The organism is Phenylobacterium sp. GW821-FHT12F10 (genome assembly GCF_058806695.1).
Map to the genome: position 1 here is coordinate 1 of NZ_JBXAPY010000005.1, position 14,454 is coordinate 14,454.

Below are 14,454 nucleotides of genomic sequence, written 5' to 3' on the forward strand. Positions count from 1 at the left end.
ATCGAGTGGGAATGATTCCGATGGGTTCGCAGGCTATCGCGAACCATCGGAATATCCCCATAGATATCTGAAAAATAACAGAAAACAACTTTCTTTCATTCGCCTCCTATCGCCCCCAAGCGACGGGCGAAATCGGCTTGCCTGACGGTTCGTCGCCATCTTGTCCGCGGCGTCAGTCGCCGATACCGTCAAGGGAATGGAGCGCGCTGACGGTGTTTTTCTGAGATTATCTATCAGAAAAATAACGGGAAATATCCAACGAGAAGGGCCGAAATGGCCTGACGGTCTTTTCCCCGAGATCGGTGCGTTCAACCGACCTTTCGGAGACCTCCCGTGCTCACCGACGCAGCCCTCAAATATCTGAAACCAAAAGCGAAATTCTACAAAGTCACCGACCGTGACGGTCTTTATGTCCTGGTCTCTACGACGGGGGCTCTGACGTTCAAATTCGACTACCGACTGAACGGCCGCCGAGAGACCGTCACCTTCGGCCGCTATGGGCCCGCAGGTCTTTCGCTGGCCCGTGCGCGAGAGAAGTGCCTGGAAGCGCGAAAGCTGGTGGCCGATGGCCAGTCGCCGGCGATCGAGAAGCAGCGGGACAAGCGCCGCAAGCTCGAGGCCAAGAGCTTCGGCGCGCTTGGCGAAAAATGGATGTCCGAGGCCAAGATGGCCGACAGCACCCGGGCCATGCGCCGCGCCATCTTTGAACGCGACGTGCTCCCGCCGTTTCGGTCGCGGCTGCTGACCGAGATCGCGGCCGATGACGTTCGCGCGGTTTGCAAGAAGGTGAAGGACCGCGGCGCCCCGGCCACCGCTGTACACGTCCGGGACATCATCAAGATGATCTTCGACTACGCGAACCTGCATGGCGCCAAGGTTCCGAACCCGGCCGAGGAAGTCGGACCCTCCTCGATCGCCACCTTTGTGCCGAGGGACCGTTCCCTGTCGCCGACCGAGATCCGCCTTCTCTTCGGGCTTCTGGAGCAGGTGGCGACCCTGCCGACGATCCGCCTGGGGCTGAAGCTGATCGTGCTGACCATGGTGCGGAAGAGCGAGCTGCAGGACGCCACCTGGGACGAGGTCGACTTCGAGAACGCGGTCTGGACGATCCCGAAGGAGCGCATGAAGCGCTCAAAGCCCCACAGCGTGTACCTCGCCCAGCAGAGCCTCGACATCCTGATCGCCTTGAAGACCTGCGCTGGGAACTCGCCCTATCTCCTGCCGTCCCGCTACGAGGCCAACCAGCCGATGTCGCGGGCGACGTTCAACCGGGTCACCGCCGCCGTCGCCGAACGCGCGGAGAAGGAGAACCTGCCGCTGAAGCCCTTCACCGTCCACGACTTGCGGCGAACCGGCTCGACCCTGCTCAACGAGCTGGGATTCAACAGCGACTGGATCGAAAAGAGCCTCGCCCACGAAGACGGCCGCTCCTCCCGCGGCGTTTACAACAAGGCGGAGTACGAACACCAACGCCGGCACATGCTCCAGGAGTGGGCCACGGCCGTGGATGCCTGGATCGAGGGTCGCAAGTACGTCCCCGTCCTGACGCCGCCCATGGCCGCCGTGATCGGCCCCGAGCCTATCGAGTGACCGGCCGGGTCTTGCGCAGGCGAACGTCGGGGCCGGGCGCCCGGGGGGCGAGGTTCGCGTGGGAGGCGGCGCGCCGCTCGCGGATCCAGGTCTCGACCTCCGACAGACTCCAGACCACGCATCGCGGGGTGAGGTGGAACCTGCGGGGAAATTCTCCTCGCTGCTCCATTTCGTAGATGGTCGTGTCCGCGAGCGGGACGATGCGCCGGAGCTCCGGCCGCCGGATCGTCTGCTGGCTGGTGAGCGGGTCACCCTCCGGTCGCCCTGGGGCCGTCCGGCCAGGGGAATGGGAGTAGCCGGCGGTGTCGTTGGTCGGGCTCATCGACATCTATCAACTCCGTTCAATGTCCACGGAGATGGGATTGGAAGTTCAGGCGACTGAAAAGTCTCGGGAGGGGAGGCGTAGGGCCGTGGCGGCCTCTGGCGTGGAGATCGGATGGGCAACGCAACACGGGCACAGTCGCGCGCTGCTTTGACCAATGCGCGTCGACGCGACGGGGTGATAGAAGTCTCGTTGAAGTGGGGGGGCGCGATATGGAATGGACCAGTCCATGGGAGCCCGTTGAGGACCTAGAGATCCGCGGAAGGCTGGAGCGCCAGCTTCGGCGCGAACTGCCGCCCCATCACGTCCTGGCCCATCTGGATGTGACCGCGATCGCCAGGCAGCCGGGCGCAGACGACGTGATCTTCTCCCTGGCCGATGGGCGCGTAGCCCAGGTTCACCTCACCTGGTCGGATCCTCCGCCGGTTTCGAACGGCCCCGCGGTTCGCCTCTGCGGCTCGCTCGCGGCATGGCGGGAGGCTGACGCCCAATCGGTGACCGGCCGCGAGTTAGGTCGCGCCTAGCCCGATCTTGGCCGCCGCGTTCAATCGGGCCTCAAGGGCGATCACGCTGGCCATCACATCGTCGAACGCGGGTGGGTCGCCGAAGATCATCCCGCTCATGGCGCGATAGTCGCGGGCCAGCGGCTCCAGCATCTCCGGGGTCGGGGCCAGGGCGAAGGATCCGGGCGCCGCGCTCGCCAGATCAAGGTCCGGGCTGTTGAAGAACATCTTGGCATGGGCCACGCAGTCGGCGCCCAGCTCCAGGTTGGCCGCGGCGGCCGGTCCGACCTCTGAGGCCATGAGCCGATGGAGGTCGTAGTAGTGGCGGGTCACGCGCTGACCGCCGCCGCGAAGCTCATGCCGCGTCTCGAACCAGCGGCGCAGGCCATGGGCGATCACCACCTTGTCCCAGAAGGTGCGCTCCGGATCGACGGTGATCACGCCATCGACGTGAAGATCGAGCTCCGGCAGGTCATCATCGACATAGGGCCGCACCGTCACCACCCGGTTCGGGTCCAGCGCCGACTTGGCGCCGGACTCGATCTTCACGGCCGGGCGCACATAGGCGGCCTTGTCGGCTGTGGGGCTCACGGCCGGATACCAGAGGAGCAGGGTTTGGCCGTCGGCGTCGTCGGGATCGAGCTCCACCCGCGCACCCGGCGCGGGGAGTCCGGTCTCGACGATCGCCTGGGCCAGGAGGGCGCTCATCTGTTCACGAAGAGGACCTGCGATATAGGCCTGGCACGCCGCCTTGATCCCTTCGAGCCTGGCTTTGCGCCGCTTCCCGCTCAGGCCCTCGAGTTCCGCGACTGACGCCCCCTGGCCGAGATCGTCGCGGAATACCGTGACATCGATGTCCTCCGAGAACCGGGAAATGAGGCCATAGCCCTTTGAGAGCGAGGTGCCGCCTTTGAACAGCAGGCGCGGCTGCCTTGGCTTGAGCCGGTTGAACAGTGCGTCCAGGGTCCAGCAGACCCAGAAGTCCTTCTCGATATTGTCCGGGCCCGTCTCCAGTCGCGCGGCCGTCGTCAGGAAGGCGCCGCGCCGGTCTTCGGCCGAGGCGGCCAGGAAGGCTCCGTAGTCAGGCATGTGGCGGTCCCCCTAGGCGCGTTTCAGATCGTGAGGATCGTCGACCAGCAGATCGCGCAGGAAGTCCTGCATCCAGCCCGGGAGAGTTGAGAAGCCCTCGCGAAGGTCCGCGACAATGGCGGGGCCTTGCGCGGGATCTCTGAGGATGCGTAGCAGGCGCTGGCGGATCTGCGGCCGGTCGGCCGGTAGGCGGTCCTTCAGCCAGTGCAGGGCCTGCACGACGCGCATTGCCGGCCGCCCCGCCCAGTAGAGTTTGCTGGGGGCCGCCCGCTTGAACGCGATGTTCAAGCCGCCGAACTGCTGGGGGGAGAGCCGGGCGTCCGTGTGCACCACGACCTTGGCCGGAACGGCGTCGCTCAGGCCAAGATCGTTGGCGGCGGTGATCCCATCCACCAGCATGCGGGCGTTGTCACGACGTCCCAGAGTGTCGATGACGGCCTTGGGATCGGGCGTGCTGGGTTGGCGGGTCAGGCTGTTGAGGCGAGGGCGGTCATAGAGGCCTCGGCCGATGCGACGCACGTCACCGGCGCGGACCAGGCGATGCAACGCCTGGTCCACCGCGTCGCGCGATCCGGCGTCGACGAAGTCGGTCGGCGTCCAGACGCCGAAGGGCGCCTGAGCTTCCATACGCTCCAGGATCGTCGCTTTCAGGTCGAGGGCCGGGCCACGCATCTTTGTCTCCAGTTGTCAGGAATATGTATCCGAATTTCTGACAAATCAATGAATGTCAGAAAGTGGCATGCAAATTTCTGACAAATCCTCACGGCCGTCGCCGGCGAGGCGAGAAGGAGACGTCCAGGCCCATGCGCCGCGCCTGTTCATCCAGCCAGGTCTCCGCCGACAGGTCGCGCTTGCGCACATGCTCGGTCAGATCCTGGAAGAGACGCCGGAACCCGCCCCAGAACACCCGCGGTTCGATGAAGGTGATGTCGTCGCCCAGGTCGTCGTGGAAATTGCGCAGCGCCAGCATCATCACCACCATCGGCTTGTTCTCTGCGGTCTGAACCGCGAACTCCGGCGATTTCAGCCAGACGCTGGCGATGATCGCGAACGGGTCGCTGTCGGTAGCCTCCGCGAACTTGATCACCCGCTCCAGATCAATGCGGTCCTGGCCGGCCTCGAAGCGCTCATAGGTTCGCAGCGGCAGGTCCATGGCGCGGGCCACGTCGGCCGCGCGCAGCCGTCGGTACTTTCGCACCCCAACCAAGGCGGCCGACAGCAGATCGCCGATTGTTGGCTCAACTGGCTTCGGCTCATCGTCGGCCATAACGCCCCGAACAGCTGCAAACTGGCGCCGCCCTGCGTCGAGCGCATAGGGACCTTACTCCTTTTAGGGTTGTGAAGTCAGCATCGCGAATGGTCAGCAGTCGGGGGAGGGGGCGGGCGTTGGAACCTCTGTGGAAAGGCCCGCTGATTGGGGCCGGCCCGCCGCCGGCGCGCCGTCTCCGGCGAACCCCCTGGCTCATGGACCGGACCCTATTCGCGGCGCCCGCCGGTGACCGTTCTACGGGATCAACTCCGGGCGCTCAATATCGCGGGTCATGACCCGACCTCGGCGGCGGCCGACCGGAACGCAGGCGGCGCTCATCAACTGCGCGCCCGCCGAAAACCGCCGGATGCTCCCCACAAACCGCCGATCCCCCGCCAGATTCCGGCGCGGGCGACGGGGGAGGGGCTGTGGCGCTCTCTTTTCCTACCCTTGGGCCGCCTGCCGCGCTCCGATGAGCGATCATGGGCATGCCGTCATCGCGCCGGGATCGTGAGGAGCTTCGGTCGGGTCGGACCGACGGTCCGCCGCGCCCCAAACCCAACCGCGCGGACTTCGCCTGGGAATTCCTGCGCCGCAATCCAGGCTATCGGGCAGTGGCCAAGGCGCGGGTCTGGACTCGCAGCTTTGAGGATCCCCACGGCGAGGAGGCCGCCAGGCCCTGGGGACTGCAGTTCATCGCCGACCCGGATATGCCGGCCGGCGTCGCCGATGTCTTCTGGCGTCCCGAGGTCGCACCCAGCCAGGTCGTGATCCTGGAGCGCTCCCGATTGGTCATGGCGACGCCCCTGCGGTTGGGAGGCAACGTCGCCCTTCAACGCCGCGGGACGAATGGTCTTCACGTGAGGCTGCAGACCGGCGTCCAGGCCCTGGTGCGGGACGGCGATCTTACGGAGCCCCTGGCGGTCGTCCTGCCGATCTCCGGGCAGTTTTCGGCGGCGTTACGCGCCGCCCAGGGCCTGCAGCGAACCCTAGCCGGCGCGGCGTCACCGCAGGACGATCTGAGGCCCCAGCTGCGCCTGCGCTTGGACCGGGCCTTGGCGGCATTTGACGGGGCTGGACTGGGGTGGAGCTATCGTGCGGTCGCGACGGAGGTCTTTGGGAGCGCCATCGTGACGCGAGAGGCTTGGCGCACCTCGACTGTCCGCGACACCACAATCCGACTTGTTCGGGCCGGTCGGTTGATGGTGGCCGGAGGGTATCGATCGCTATTGCAGGGAGAGAAGCGCAGCGCTGTTGGGAGTTGAGCGAATGGCAAGGTTGGGCTCTAGGCTGACGTTCGGAACTTCCGCTCATCGACGCCGAACCGTTGCGAATCAAGCCAGCAGCGTCAGCGGCGCGAGTGGCTTCAACACGTCCATTGGTGCGGAGCGAGCCGAAGCGCCTAGCGAAAGACCACGTTGAAACTCAGCCGACTTTTGCTCTGTGATGGTGAAGGCCCGGCCACGAGCATACTGCAAGCATAGGCGCAGCCTGAGCGGGGCATTGATTGCGGTTTCGTGCTTAAGCTGTAGTATTGCTCCGTAAGAGACTCAGCGCGCAGCCTTTTGGGGGCCTGTAGAGTGAGGTTGCGTCCGGTGACTAGGGGCGGAGATCAGCAGGTAGTGGAACGTTTTGAACGATAAGATGGCGCTTGGCCTGCTGGCCGAAGTGATGGGCTGGGCTGATGATGAGGAGGAGGTCGCGACTAGCGAGTATGGCTGGCTCCGATTGATGAGCTCGGTGAAATACGACGGCTACGCTGATTTCCACGCCGGCATCAGATTCCTCGAAAGCCTAGCGACTTGGCTGAAGCAGTTTGCGAAGGTCGACCGGGCGGCCGCCTATCAGTTCGTGAAGACCCGCCTCGTCTATGTGTCTCTGCCTGAACTGCATCGCCTGATCGAGACTTTCGTGCCGGAGGTCGTCACACCAACCATCCGGGGGGTGGTAGCGCAGGAACTGGGGATCAAACCCTATGAGGTCTGGCAGACCCAGCAGGGGGCCGACAGCTTCAAGCGCCACCTGAGGCAGACCCTGTTCGTTGGCATGAGCGACGGTAGCCGTATCGACATCCTGCGGCGCGTCAACAGCCGTCGCCTATCGACAGAACAGATCGTACCAATGATGAACATCGATCGCGCGAAGTGGCGCGATCTCGCCAAGAAGCTGAACAAGGAGGTCGAGGTCGGCGCGAAATTTGAACACGTCTACCTGATCGACGACTTCACAGCCTCAGGAACGACCTTCATCCGCAAAGAAGAGGACGGATGGACGGGGAAGCTGACAAAGTTCAACGCCCTGATCAAGGAGACCCAGGACGATATGGGGAGCGATTTCCCAATCGCCCAGGGCTATCACCTCCACGTCCACCACTACATCTCCAGCGATCAGGCGCGTCTCGTGCTGGATGAGCGCGTAAAGCAAGCGCAAAGCGATTGGACCGAAGCCTGGTTCGGGGAAGTAGACGTCACCGAAGGCCTTCGGCTGCCGGCGTCTCTGAAGCTCTCGCCGGAGTTCGACAAGGCGATGCTGGATTTGTGCGACCGCTACTACGATCCCGCCCTCTACGAACGCCTGAAGCAGCACTGCGACCCGGACGTGCAGACCGACCTGAAGCTGGGCTATGCGAACTGTGCCTTGCCTCTAGTGCTAGACCACAACACCCCCAACAACAGCATCTCGCTCCTATGGGCCGAGACCGCCGGAGGCGAAGGCGCGCATGCGATGCGCTCGCTCTTCCATCGGCGCGATCGACACGGCTAGCCATGACCAATCCCTTCCTCCGGCGGGCCACCGAATTCATCCGCGACGATTCAGAATTCTTGTCGATTGTCAGCCCTGAACCGCTCTCCGCGTTTCTCGGCAAGCACCCAAAGCGGTCGGCTTTCTTCGACATGCCCGTGCGCGTGATCGGCACGCCGGGCAGCGGCAAGACCATGATAGCCACCTTGGTGGAATATCGGCTGGTGGAAGCCATCCTGCGGGACCAGAGCAGCCAGAACAATCGCGCCCTAGCTGCGGCGCTCACCGCGACCGGCTTCTGTAACGGCGATGAGCCGACGGTGGCGGCCGTACGGCTGCCCATGGAGTCGGAGTATCGGGATTTCTGGGAGCTGCCCTACGATGAGAATGTTCGCACAAAGCTCGTCCTTTCACTGATCCAGGCCCGCGCGATCCTGGCGCTGTTCCGCAATCTGACCGCCGATCGCCGCCGCCCGGTCTCGGACGTCAAATTCTCGCTTCGAGAGGAGTCCGAGGCCCAGCTGGAGGCCATCGGCGGTGCACAGCCGGAAGCGGTCTTGGCGCGAGCCCGGGAGGTAGAGCGGGCGGTCTACTCGGTCGGGGCGAGCCTGATCCCGCCCGACCTCTCTGCAATTCCCCCAGCCGCTCAGGATCCCTATCAGCCGTTCGAGAGCCTGCGCGACATCGAGATCACTTGGAGAGAGGGTAAGCGGATCCGTCTCAAGTTCCTGGTGATCCTCGACGATGTGCACACGCTACACCCAGACCAGCTAGACATGCTCTTCCGCGCCATGGGGAAGCGCGAGATGCGTATTGGGCGCTGGATGATGATGCGCTTCGACGCCCTGTCTCCGGCGTCGGCCTTCCAGTCCCTAGACGAGGAAGGCGGGCCCGGAATGAAGGTCGACCGGGATTTCCTCGACATCTTCATGCAGCAGTCCTCGCGCAGTGATGACCGGCGAGGGTTTCGCAGGCTCGCGGCGGACATGTCGGACCGCTACCTGCGACTCGTGCCTACCCTTCGTGACCGGCGGTACACGCACTTCGCCCGCCTGCTCAGCGAGCAGCCGCCCCGGCTCACCGACGCCAAGGCCGATGAGAACCGCGAGGCGACCGACCGTGAGCAGCGTCGACATAGGATCGCCCCGCAGCGGCGGCAGGCCATCGACGACATGGTCCAGGCCTATGCGAAGGGGGCTCAGTCCGTTGACGTGGATGAGGACGTTCAATTCGGAATGTCTCGCATCCTTATGAACCGCTATGTGGTGCGCCTCGCGGCCCAGGCCCCCACGCTCTTCGAGGACGAAGATCCGGAACCGCGGACCCCATTGAAAGCTGACGCCGATGTCGCGGAAGCCGCTCGCCTGCACCTGCACCATGACTACCAGCGGCCACTGCACTATGGGCTGAGCGATGTTAGCGACGCGGCGAACGAAAACGCTGAACTCTTCCTCCAGATGGCAGGCGCCCTTGTGGACCGGATCGAAACCCGCGCGATCCGCGGCCAGGACCCCGCCCTGACGCCCGTTCAGCAGCAGGCAATCCTGCGCGACAAGGCCAAGGACATCGTCGCCAGATGGTCGTTCCCCTTCCATCGCAAGGTCCGCAGCTTGGTCGATCATATCGCCGGGGAGTGCCTGGAAGCCTCTCTTCTCGGCAATGCGCCGCTCGGGCCGGGTGCCAACGCCATCGCCGTTCCGGATGCGCAGATGGACGCCTTGCTGCGCAAAGGGGAGGAGCCAGCCATGGTGCTCAAGTACGCCCAGGCCTATGGTGCCATCGTTGCCGTGCGGGAGTACGGCCAGGGCGGTAAGAGCTGGTGCCTGCTCGAGCTCGCCGGCCCAGTTTGCCTCAAGTACGGCCTGACTCTGCGCCGCGGCGGCTTCCTGGAGCGCCGCGTCGACCAGCTCGTCGACCTGATCGAGGCGCTTTGACATGCGCCCGCATTGGGAAAACTGCATCACACACTTCGACGCCGCGGTCGACGGCTTCATCGCGGACTATTTCGGCGATCTGGAACGACGCTGCTTCCTGCTCGCCGGTGCCGGGTTCGACCCTCGCGCCCGACTTATCGCTGAACGGCTCTCAGCGGCGATGTCGGATCGGCTACAGGCCGTGTTCATCCGCGAGAACCGGATGGATGCGGCCCTGAACCTGATGTCCGACGCCGAGGCCAATGAGAGAGCGCTTCGTGAACTCGTGCCGCGGTGCCGGGTCGAGCACCTTTCGGTGTTCGCCGAGGACAATGCGCCGGTTGGTGGCACCAGGATCAGCGCGCTGCTGAACGCCATGGAATGGCCGGACGTGACTGATGTTGTCCTTGATCTCAGCGCACTCTCGGTCGGCATCGGGTTTCCTGCAGCGCGCCTGCTGCTTCACCAGTGCGAAGCGCGCAAAGGCGTAAATTTCCACCTCATGGTCACCTCGAACCCTGAGCTCGACGCCCGGATTACGGGAGAACCGTCCCAACAGGCGGTTACCGTGCGCGGGTTTGCAGGCGAAGCGGTGATGTCGGCAGAGTTGCCCTTGGCTCCCGTGTGGCTACCGCACCTGGCGCCGGGCAAGCAGCTGACGCTTGCGAAGATTAACGCCGGGGGCCAAGGCTATAAGGTCTGCCCGGTTGTGCCGTTTCCCGCGCGAGAGCCGCGTCGCGCAGACATGCTGCTGGCGGAGTACGAGAACGAGCTCCGCAACGAGTGGGAGGTGGACCCGAGGGACCTCATCTATGTGTCGGAACGTAATCCGCTCGACACCTATCGGACTATCTCCACCCTGAAGCACCGTTACGATCAGACCTTCGCCGAGATCTACACCCCGCAGATCATCCTCTCCCCCGTGGGCAGCAAGGTCATGGCCGCCGGGGCCTTGATGGCCGCCATCGAACACAATCTCGTCGTCAAACACGTGGAGGCCTTGCGCTACGAGCTCGCACCTGCGACTGGCCCCACTCACGCCGCCGCCCTGCAGGATATGATCGTGCACGTTTGGCTGCACGGCCCGATATATGACGTCTACACACCACCCGATCCCGAGCTCGCGGCCGAGCCCATCGCCGAAAGCGACGCCTAGGGTCCGCAGATGAACCTGTTCGCTGAAAAACTGGATCATCTGGCGGCAACGGTCTCGCTGGCCGCGTCGCAAGATCACGGCGCCTTGGCCTGTGCGATGACCGCTCGCGGTCCAGGCTTCGCGACGGCGGTCGGGTCCGGCGGCTCCGCGATCACCGCGTCGTACTTTGCGGCATGCCGGCGCACCCTCGGCTTCGGTCCTACCTGGGTGACGACCCCTGCTGACTTCGTCCTGACCGGAGAGAATGCGACTGGCGGCGCCGTGTGGCTGTTCAGCGGAAGTGGCGACAACACCGACATCGTCGCCGCCTATGATCGCGCCACGGCCATGCGGATCCCCGATCTCTTCGTCCTCACCAGTCGGAAGGACGGCGAGTTGGGGCACCGGGCGACAAAGGACCTCTTCCTTGCCGCATGCGGGGCGGAGAAGGATGGCTTCCTTGCCACCCATACTCTCGCCGCGGGAATGACCGCGCTCCTCACGGCCGCCGACCTGGCCGCAGGTGGGCAAGGGGCTTCGCCGGGCCAGCGTCTTGCCGCGGCTGCCGCCGGCGTCCTTGATCCTGAAGCCCGAGCGCGCGTCGCCGAAGCGCTTAGCTCCCTTCGCCTGACCGACAGCCTTTTTGTTCTGCACGACCCGCGCCTCGCGCCGGCCGCCCTGGCCATCGAGACCTCCGCCTGGGAGGCCGCGCTCTGTCCCGTGCAGAGGGTGGACTTTCGGAATTTCGCCCACGGTCGGCATGTTTGGGCGGCGCACCGTCCTGGCAATGTCTTTGTTCTGGCGCTGACAAGCTTCGAGACCCGGGCCATGTGGTCGGAGATCGAAGCGAGGCTTCCCGCGGCGGTGCGGCGTCTCGAACTCGACGCCGGCGGTTGCGGCCGGTTCGCTACCGCGGTCAGCGTGTTCTCCGCTCTTGCGGTGGTGGAGGGCATGGGTAAGGCGCTCGGCGTTGACCCCGCGCGGCCGGGCGTCAGCGATTTCGGGCGAGACCTGTTCGCCTCCGGTAGCCTTCAGGACATGGTGCGCCGGCTGCCGGCACCCTTGCGCGCGAAGCGCCTTGCTGTCGATAAGTACGATTCGCAGGACGCGGCCCAGCTCGATCTCGAGGCTTGCCACGCGGCGATCCGAGCGACCTGGGCCGAAACCCCGATCTCCGGCCTCGTCCTCGACTTCGATGGGACGCTGGTCGCGACCCATGCGCGAACCCGGCCAATTGGGCGCGAGATCGGCGTGGCCTTGAGGCGCCTGATCTCGCAGGGACTGCGACTGGGAATCGCGACAGGACGAGGGGGTTCGGCGTCGCATCAACTCCGCAGGACGTTGACCAAGTCCATCCAAGGCGACGTGCTCATAGGATACTATAACGGAGCCTGCATCCTGCCGCTCGACCAGGATCTTGAGACCTCTAGGCCCCCGGTCGCGCCGGAGATCTCAGCCGCGGTCGCTTGGCTGACCTCCGTCTACGGGCTGGCGGCGGAGAAGATTCACAACAGCTGCGTACAGCTGACGCTCCAGCGGACGGACGTGCCCGATGTCGGAGCGCTGGACGAGGCGCTCCGGTCCGCGGGCTGCTCAGGGTTGCGACTCGTTCAATCCGGGCACACGGTGGACATCTGCTTGGCGGCCACCTGCAAGACGTTGGTGGTCGCTGCGCTCGCCAGCCGTTGGGGGCTCGACGACAGTTCAATCCTTCGCGTCGGGGACAGTGGCGCTCCCCAAGGCAATGATCATGACCTGCTTGGTAGCGAAATGGGCGTGAGCGTCGGCGAGCTCTGCGGCCGTGCGCGGCAGGGATGGCCGATGTTCGGGCCGCCGATCGCTGGACCGGACGCCGTCCTGCGCTTGCTTCTCGCCCTGAGGCCGACAGAGCCGGGTCGCTTCCAAATCGATCTTGACGCGTTAGATGCAGTTGACTGACCTCATGGGTGCGCACAAAACGAGAACATCGGTAGGTGTGGCCTCCATGGAACGTTTCATCGACGTCGCTGGCACCGGGTTCACCGTCCTGGATCGGGTTTATGTGGGCGAGGCCGCCACAGAGGCGCTCGGTGGTTCGTGCGGTAATGTGCTCGTCTCCCTGGCCATGCTCAGCCATTCGGTGGCGCCGGTGCTGGTGCTCGGTGCCGACGACGTCGGAGATCAGCTGGTTTCAACCTTCGAGGCCGCGGGCGCAGATACGCGATACATCGTGCGGCGTCGCGAAGTTGCTTCGCCTGTCCTGGCCCAGCAACTCGATGAGGTGTCAGGCCGCCATTGGTTTACGACGACCTGCCCGGACACCGCCGAACAGCTTCCGCGATACACTAGTATTGTCCGGGAAGACGTGGACCAAGCGCGGTCGGTAATCAGGCGCTGCAGCGTGTTCTATGCAGACCGTATCTCAGACGCGATCGTGGAAGCGATGGAGGCTGCTTACGCCGCCGGGGCGATCGTCTATTTCGAGCCGTCAACGATCGACGACGAGACCTTGTTTGAGCGGGCGCTGCGTGTCACCCGCATCCTTAAATACTCCTCAGATCGCCTCGCGGAGAAGACCGTGACGCGCCACCTTCAGGCGAACGCGATCTCGATCGTGACCTATGGCGCCGCCGGTCTGGAAGTCCTGAGGGAGGGCGAGCGCCATTGGTGTGACGCTGTCCCGGCGGAGAGGGTGCGCGACACTTGCGGTTCGGGCGACATGGTCAGCGTTGGCCTGATCGACTGGCTGCTCGGGGCGGGGAGATCGGATCGGCCCCGGACGCCGTCAATGCTGCTGCACGGCATTCGCGCAGGCCAGCGTCTCGCCGCCGCCAACTGCGCCTTCGCCGGGGCGCGAGGGGTCTTCCATCGCTATGGCGCGCATGGCGTTCGCGCGATCATGGACGGGTGTCCAAGATCCTCCATTGATCAGGTCTGCAACGACTGAGCCTCGTCACTCTGCGGCGGCGAGCACGATCCCGCGAAACTCCGCGCGCAGTTCCATGAGCATCACGCCCAAGGTATTCTCACCAACGCCGTTGACCTCTCCCCACAGCCGATTGACGGGGTTGTCCACGATCGCGCTTTCCACCAGCCGCGCGTCTCCGGTCGAGAGCAGCAGCTCTCGAAGGTCGTCGTGTTGGGTGAACTTGGCCCGAAGCACGCGGCGCATCCGATCGAACTTGAGTTTCGACCAGCCGGGCGTCACGTCCCAATAGTAGAGACCGTGCGCAGCCATGGCGAGCAGGGCGGGTGAGGGTGCCGTCATCAACCAAGCCTTCACTTCAGGCTTTCGCGCCTTGCCCGCCTGGTAGGCGTGCTCCGAGGTCCTATAGCGCTCACCCTCGAATTCGATCTCCCGGCGATATAGATTGCTGAAGACGCCGTAAGGCTTCTCGTTCGCGCGGTAGAAGCGAATCTCGTCAGTCATGACGACTGCTCCTTGCAAATTAGCACGCCTATGATATGCAAATATGCATGAAATTGACTACTGAGGCAAGAGAGAATCTCGCTGCCACCATCAAGGAGCGGGTCGCGGAAGTGTCCGAAAGCATTGGGGAAATCGCTGCTCTGGCGAACGTCGATCCGAGCCAGGCGAGCCGGATTTGCCGAGGGCAATTCAAGACCGCCAGCCACAACGTTGTGCGGATTTGCAATGTGATCGGCGTGCCAATAGAAGGCGTGGCTGAGCCCTCAGCGTTCCCCCGTCCCTCCCGCGACCAGCGCCGGATCGAGGCGACGGTGGTTGCGCTCTGGGATCGGTCGCCAGACGACGCTGATCGTCTCGTCCGGTTCCTCCGAAATCTCCGGGCGTTGCGCGGGCCCAATCCGGACGTTGAGGCCTAGGGTGCCTGGCACCCAGACATTTCGACTTGCGAATCTGTGCCTCAGCTTTGCCGATCTGCCGACAGCTTCGCCACATCGACGCGTGG

General features: G+C 64.5%; 14 protein-coding genes. 8 read left to right on the forward strand and 6 right to left on the reverse strand.

The window, feature by feature from the left end; translation table 11 throughout:
* Positions 1-333 precede the first annotated feature (333 nt).
* Positions 334-1,590: a tyrosine-type recombinase/integrase gene (locus AC1RN5_RS21080; protein WP_493043657.1), complete on the forward strand. Its 1,257-nt coding sequence runs from the start codon at positions 334-336 to the stop codon at positions 1,588-1,590.
* Here AC1RN5_RS21080 and AC1RN5_RS21085 read toward each other — a convergent pair.
* The 5 genes from AC1RN5_RS21085 to AC1RN5_RS21105 form a co-directional block, all read right to left on the reverse strand.
* On the reverse strand, positions 1,580-1,918 hold the full coding sequence (locus tag AC1RN5_RS21085) for a helix-turn-helix transcriptional regulator (RefSeq protein WP_493043659.1): 339 nt from the start codon (positions 1,916-1,918) through the stop codon (positions 1,580-1,582). The genes AC1RN5_RS21080 and AC1RN5_RS21085 overlap by 11 nt on opposite strands.
* 242 nt (positions 1,919-2,160) lie before the next feature.
* Positions 2,161-2,313 (reverse strand): hypothetical protein, encoded by a 153-nt coding sequence (locus tag AC1RN5_RS21090; protein WP_493043661.1) that lies wholly within the window; start codon positions 2,311-2,313, stop codon positions 2,161-2,163.
* 108 nt (positions 2,314-2,421) lie between these two features.
* The gene (locus AC1RN5_RS21095; RefSeq protein ID WP_493043663.1) at positions 2,422-3,504 is read right to left on the reverse strand and encodes a nucleotidyl transferase AbiEii/AbiGii toxin family protein; all 1,083 of its coding nucleotides are present in this window, start codon (positions 3,502-3,504) and stop codon (positions 2,422-2,424) included.
* Positions 3,505-3,516: 12 nt separating this feature from the next.
* Positions 3,517-4,176, reverse strand: a complete 660-nt coding sequence (locus tag AC1RN5_RS21100; protein WP_493043664.1) for a DUF6088 family protein — start codon at positions 4,174-4,176, stop codon at positions 3,517-3,519.
* An 88-nt stretch (positions 4,177-4,264) separates the two neighbouring features.
* A complete protein-coding gene (locus AC1RN5_RS21105) occupies positions 4,265-4,771 on the reverse strand; it encodes a helix-turn-helix domain-containing protein (protein WP_493043666.1) in 507 nt (168 codons plus the stop codon).
* Positions 4,772-5,235: 464 nt separating this feature from the next.
* On the opposite strand from AC1RN5_RS21105, the gene AC1RN5_RS21110 reads away from it, so the two are divergent.
* From AC1RN5_RS21110 to AC1RN5_RS21135, 6 genes are all read left to right on the forward strand, one after another.
* Positions 5,236-6,018, forward strand: a complete 783-nt coding sequence (locus AC1RN5_RS21110) for a DNA -binding domain-containing protein (protein ID WP_493043668.1) — start codon at positions 5,236-5,238, stop codon at positions 6,016-6,018.
* A 379-nt stretch (positions 6,019-6,397) separates the two neighbouring features.
* Positions 6,398-7,516 carry a phosphoribosyltransferase-like protein gene (locus AC1RN5_RS21115; protein ID WP_493043670.1) on the forward strand — a complete coding sequence of 373 codons (1,119 nt, stop codon included), beginning with the start codon at positions 6,398-6,400 and terminating at the stop codon, positions 7,514-7,516.
* A gap of 2 nt (positions 7,517-7,518) precedes the next feature.
* Positions 7,519-9,429 (forward strand): hypothetical protein, encoded by a 1,911-nt coding sequence (locus tag AC1RN5_RS21120; RefSeq protein WP_493043671.1) that lies wholly within the window; start codon positions 7,519-7,521, stop codon positions 9,427-9,429.
* 1 nt (position 9,430) lies between these two features.
* Complete coding sequence (locus tag AC1RN5_RS21125; protein ID WP_493043673.1) at positions 9,431-10,564, forward strand: hypothetical protein; 1,134 nt, start codon at positions 9,431-9,433, stop codon at positions 10,562-10,564.
* 9 nt (positions 10,565-10,573) lie between these two features.
* A complete protein-coding gene (locus AC1RN5_RS21130) occupies positions 10,574-12,481 on the forward strand; it encodes an HAD hydrolase family protein (protein WP_493043675.1) in 1,908 nt (635 codons plus the stop codon).
* Between the two features lie 46 nt (positions 12,482-12,527).
* Complete coding sequence (locus AC1RN5_RS21135; protein WP_493043677.1) at positions 12,528-13,469, forward strand: PfkB family carbohydrate kinase; 942 nt, start codon at positions 12,528-12,530, stop codon at positions 13,467-13,469.
* Positions 13,470-13,475: 6 nt separating this feature from the next.
* Here AC1RN5_RS21135 and ybiA read toward each other — a convergent pair whose 3' ends face one another.
* Positions 13,476-13,952 (reverse strand): riboflavin biosynthesis intermediates N-glycosidase, encoded by a 477-nt coding sequence (ybiA, locus tag AC1RN5_RS21140; protein ID WP_493043679.1) that lies wholly within the window; start codon positions 13,950-13,952, stop codon positions 13,476-13,478.
* Positions 13,953-13,999: 47 nt separating this feature from the next.
* On the opposite strand from ybiA, the gene AC1RN5_RS21145 reads away from it, so the two are divergent.
* Positions 14,000-14,368: a helix-turn-helix domain-containing protein gene (locus AC1RN5_RS21145; protein ID WP_493043681.1), complete on the forward strand. Its 369-nt coding sequence runs from the start codon at positions 14,000-14,002 to the stop codon at positions 14,366-14,368.
* Positions 14,369-14,454: the final 86 nt, after the last annotated feature.

Coding starts and splice junctions, on each gene's coding strand:
- AC1RN5_RS21085 (WP_493043659.1), bottom strand. CDS start 1,918: ATGTCGATGAGCCCGACCAACGACACCGCCGGCTACTCCCATTCCCCT.
- AC1RN5_RS21095 (WP_493043663.1), bottom strand. CDS start 3,504: ATGCCTGACTACGGAGCCTTCCTGGCCGCCTCGGCCGAAGACCGGCGC.
- AC1RN5_RS21100 (WP_493043664.1), bottom strand. CDS start 4,176: ATGCGTGGCCCGGCCCTCGACCTGAAAGCGACGATCCTGGAGCGTATG.
- AC1RN5_RS21105 (WP_493043666.1), bottom strand. CDS start 4,771: ATGGCCGACGATGAGCCGAAGCCAGTTGAGCCAACAATCGGCGATCTG.
- AC1RN5_RS21110 (WP_493043668.1), top strand. CDS start 5,236: ATGGGCATGCCGTCATCGCGCCGGGATCGTGAGGAGCTTCGGTCGGGT.
- AC1RN5_RS21115 (WP_493043670.1), top strand. CDS start 6,398: ATGGCGCTTGGCCTGCTGGCCGAAGTGATGGGCTGGGCTGATGATGAG.
- AC1RN5_RS21120 (WP_493043671.1), top strand. CDS start 7,519: ATGACCAATCCCTTCCTCCGGCGGGCCACCGAATTCATCCGCGACGAT.
- AC1RN5_RS21125 (WP_493043673.1), top strand. CDS start 9,431: ATGCGCCCGCATTGGGAAAACTGCATCACACACTTCGACGCCGCGGTC.
- AC1RN5_RS21130 (WP_493043675.1), top strand. CDS start 10,574: ATGAACCTGTTCGCTGAAAAACTGGATCATCTGGCGGCAACGGTCTCG.
- AC1RN5_RS21135 (WP_493043677.1), top strand. CDS start 12,528: ATGGAACGTTTCATCGACGTCGCTGGCACCGGGTTCACCGTCCTGGAT.
- ybiA (WP_493043679.1), bottom strand. CDS start 13,952: ATGACTGACGAGATTCGCTTCTACCGCGCGAACGAGAAGCCTTACGGC.
- AC1RN5_RS21145 (WP_493043681.1), top strand. CDS start 14,000: ATGAAATTGACTACTGAGGCAAGAGAGAATCTCGCTGCCACCATCAAG.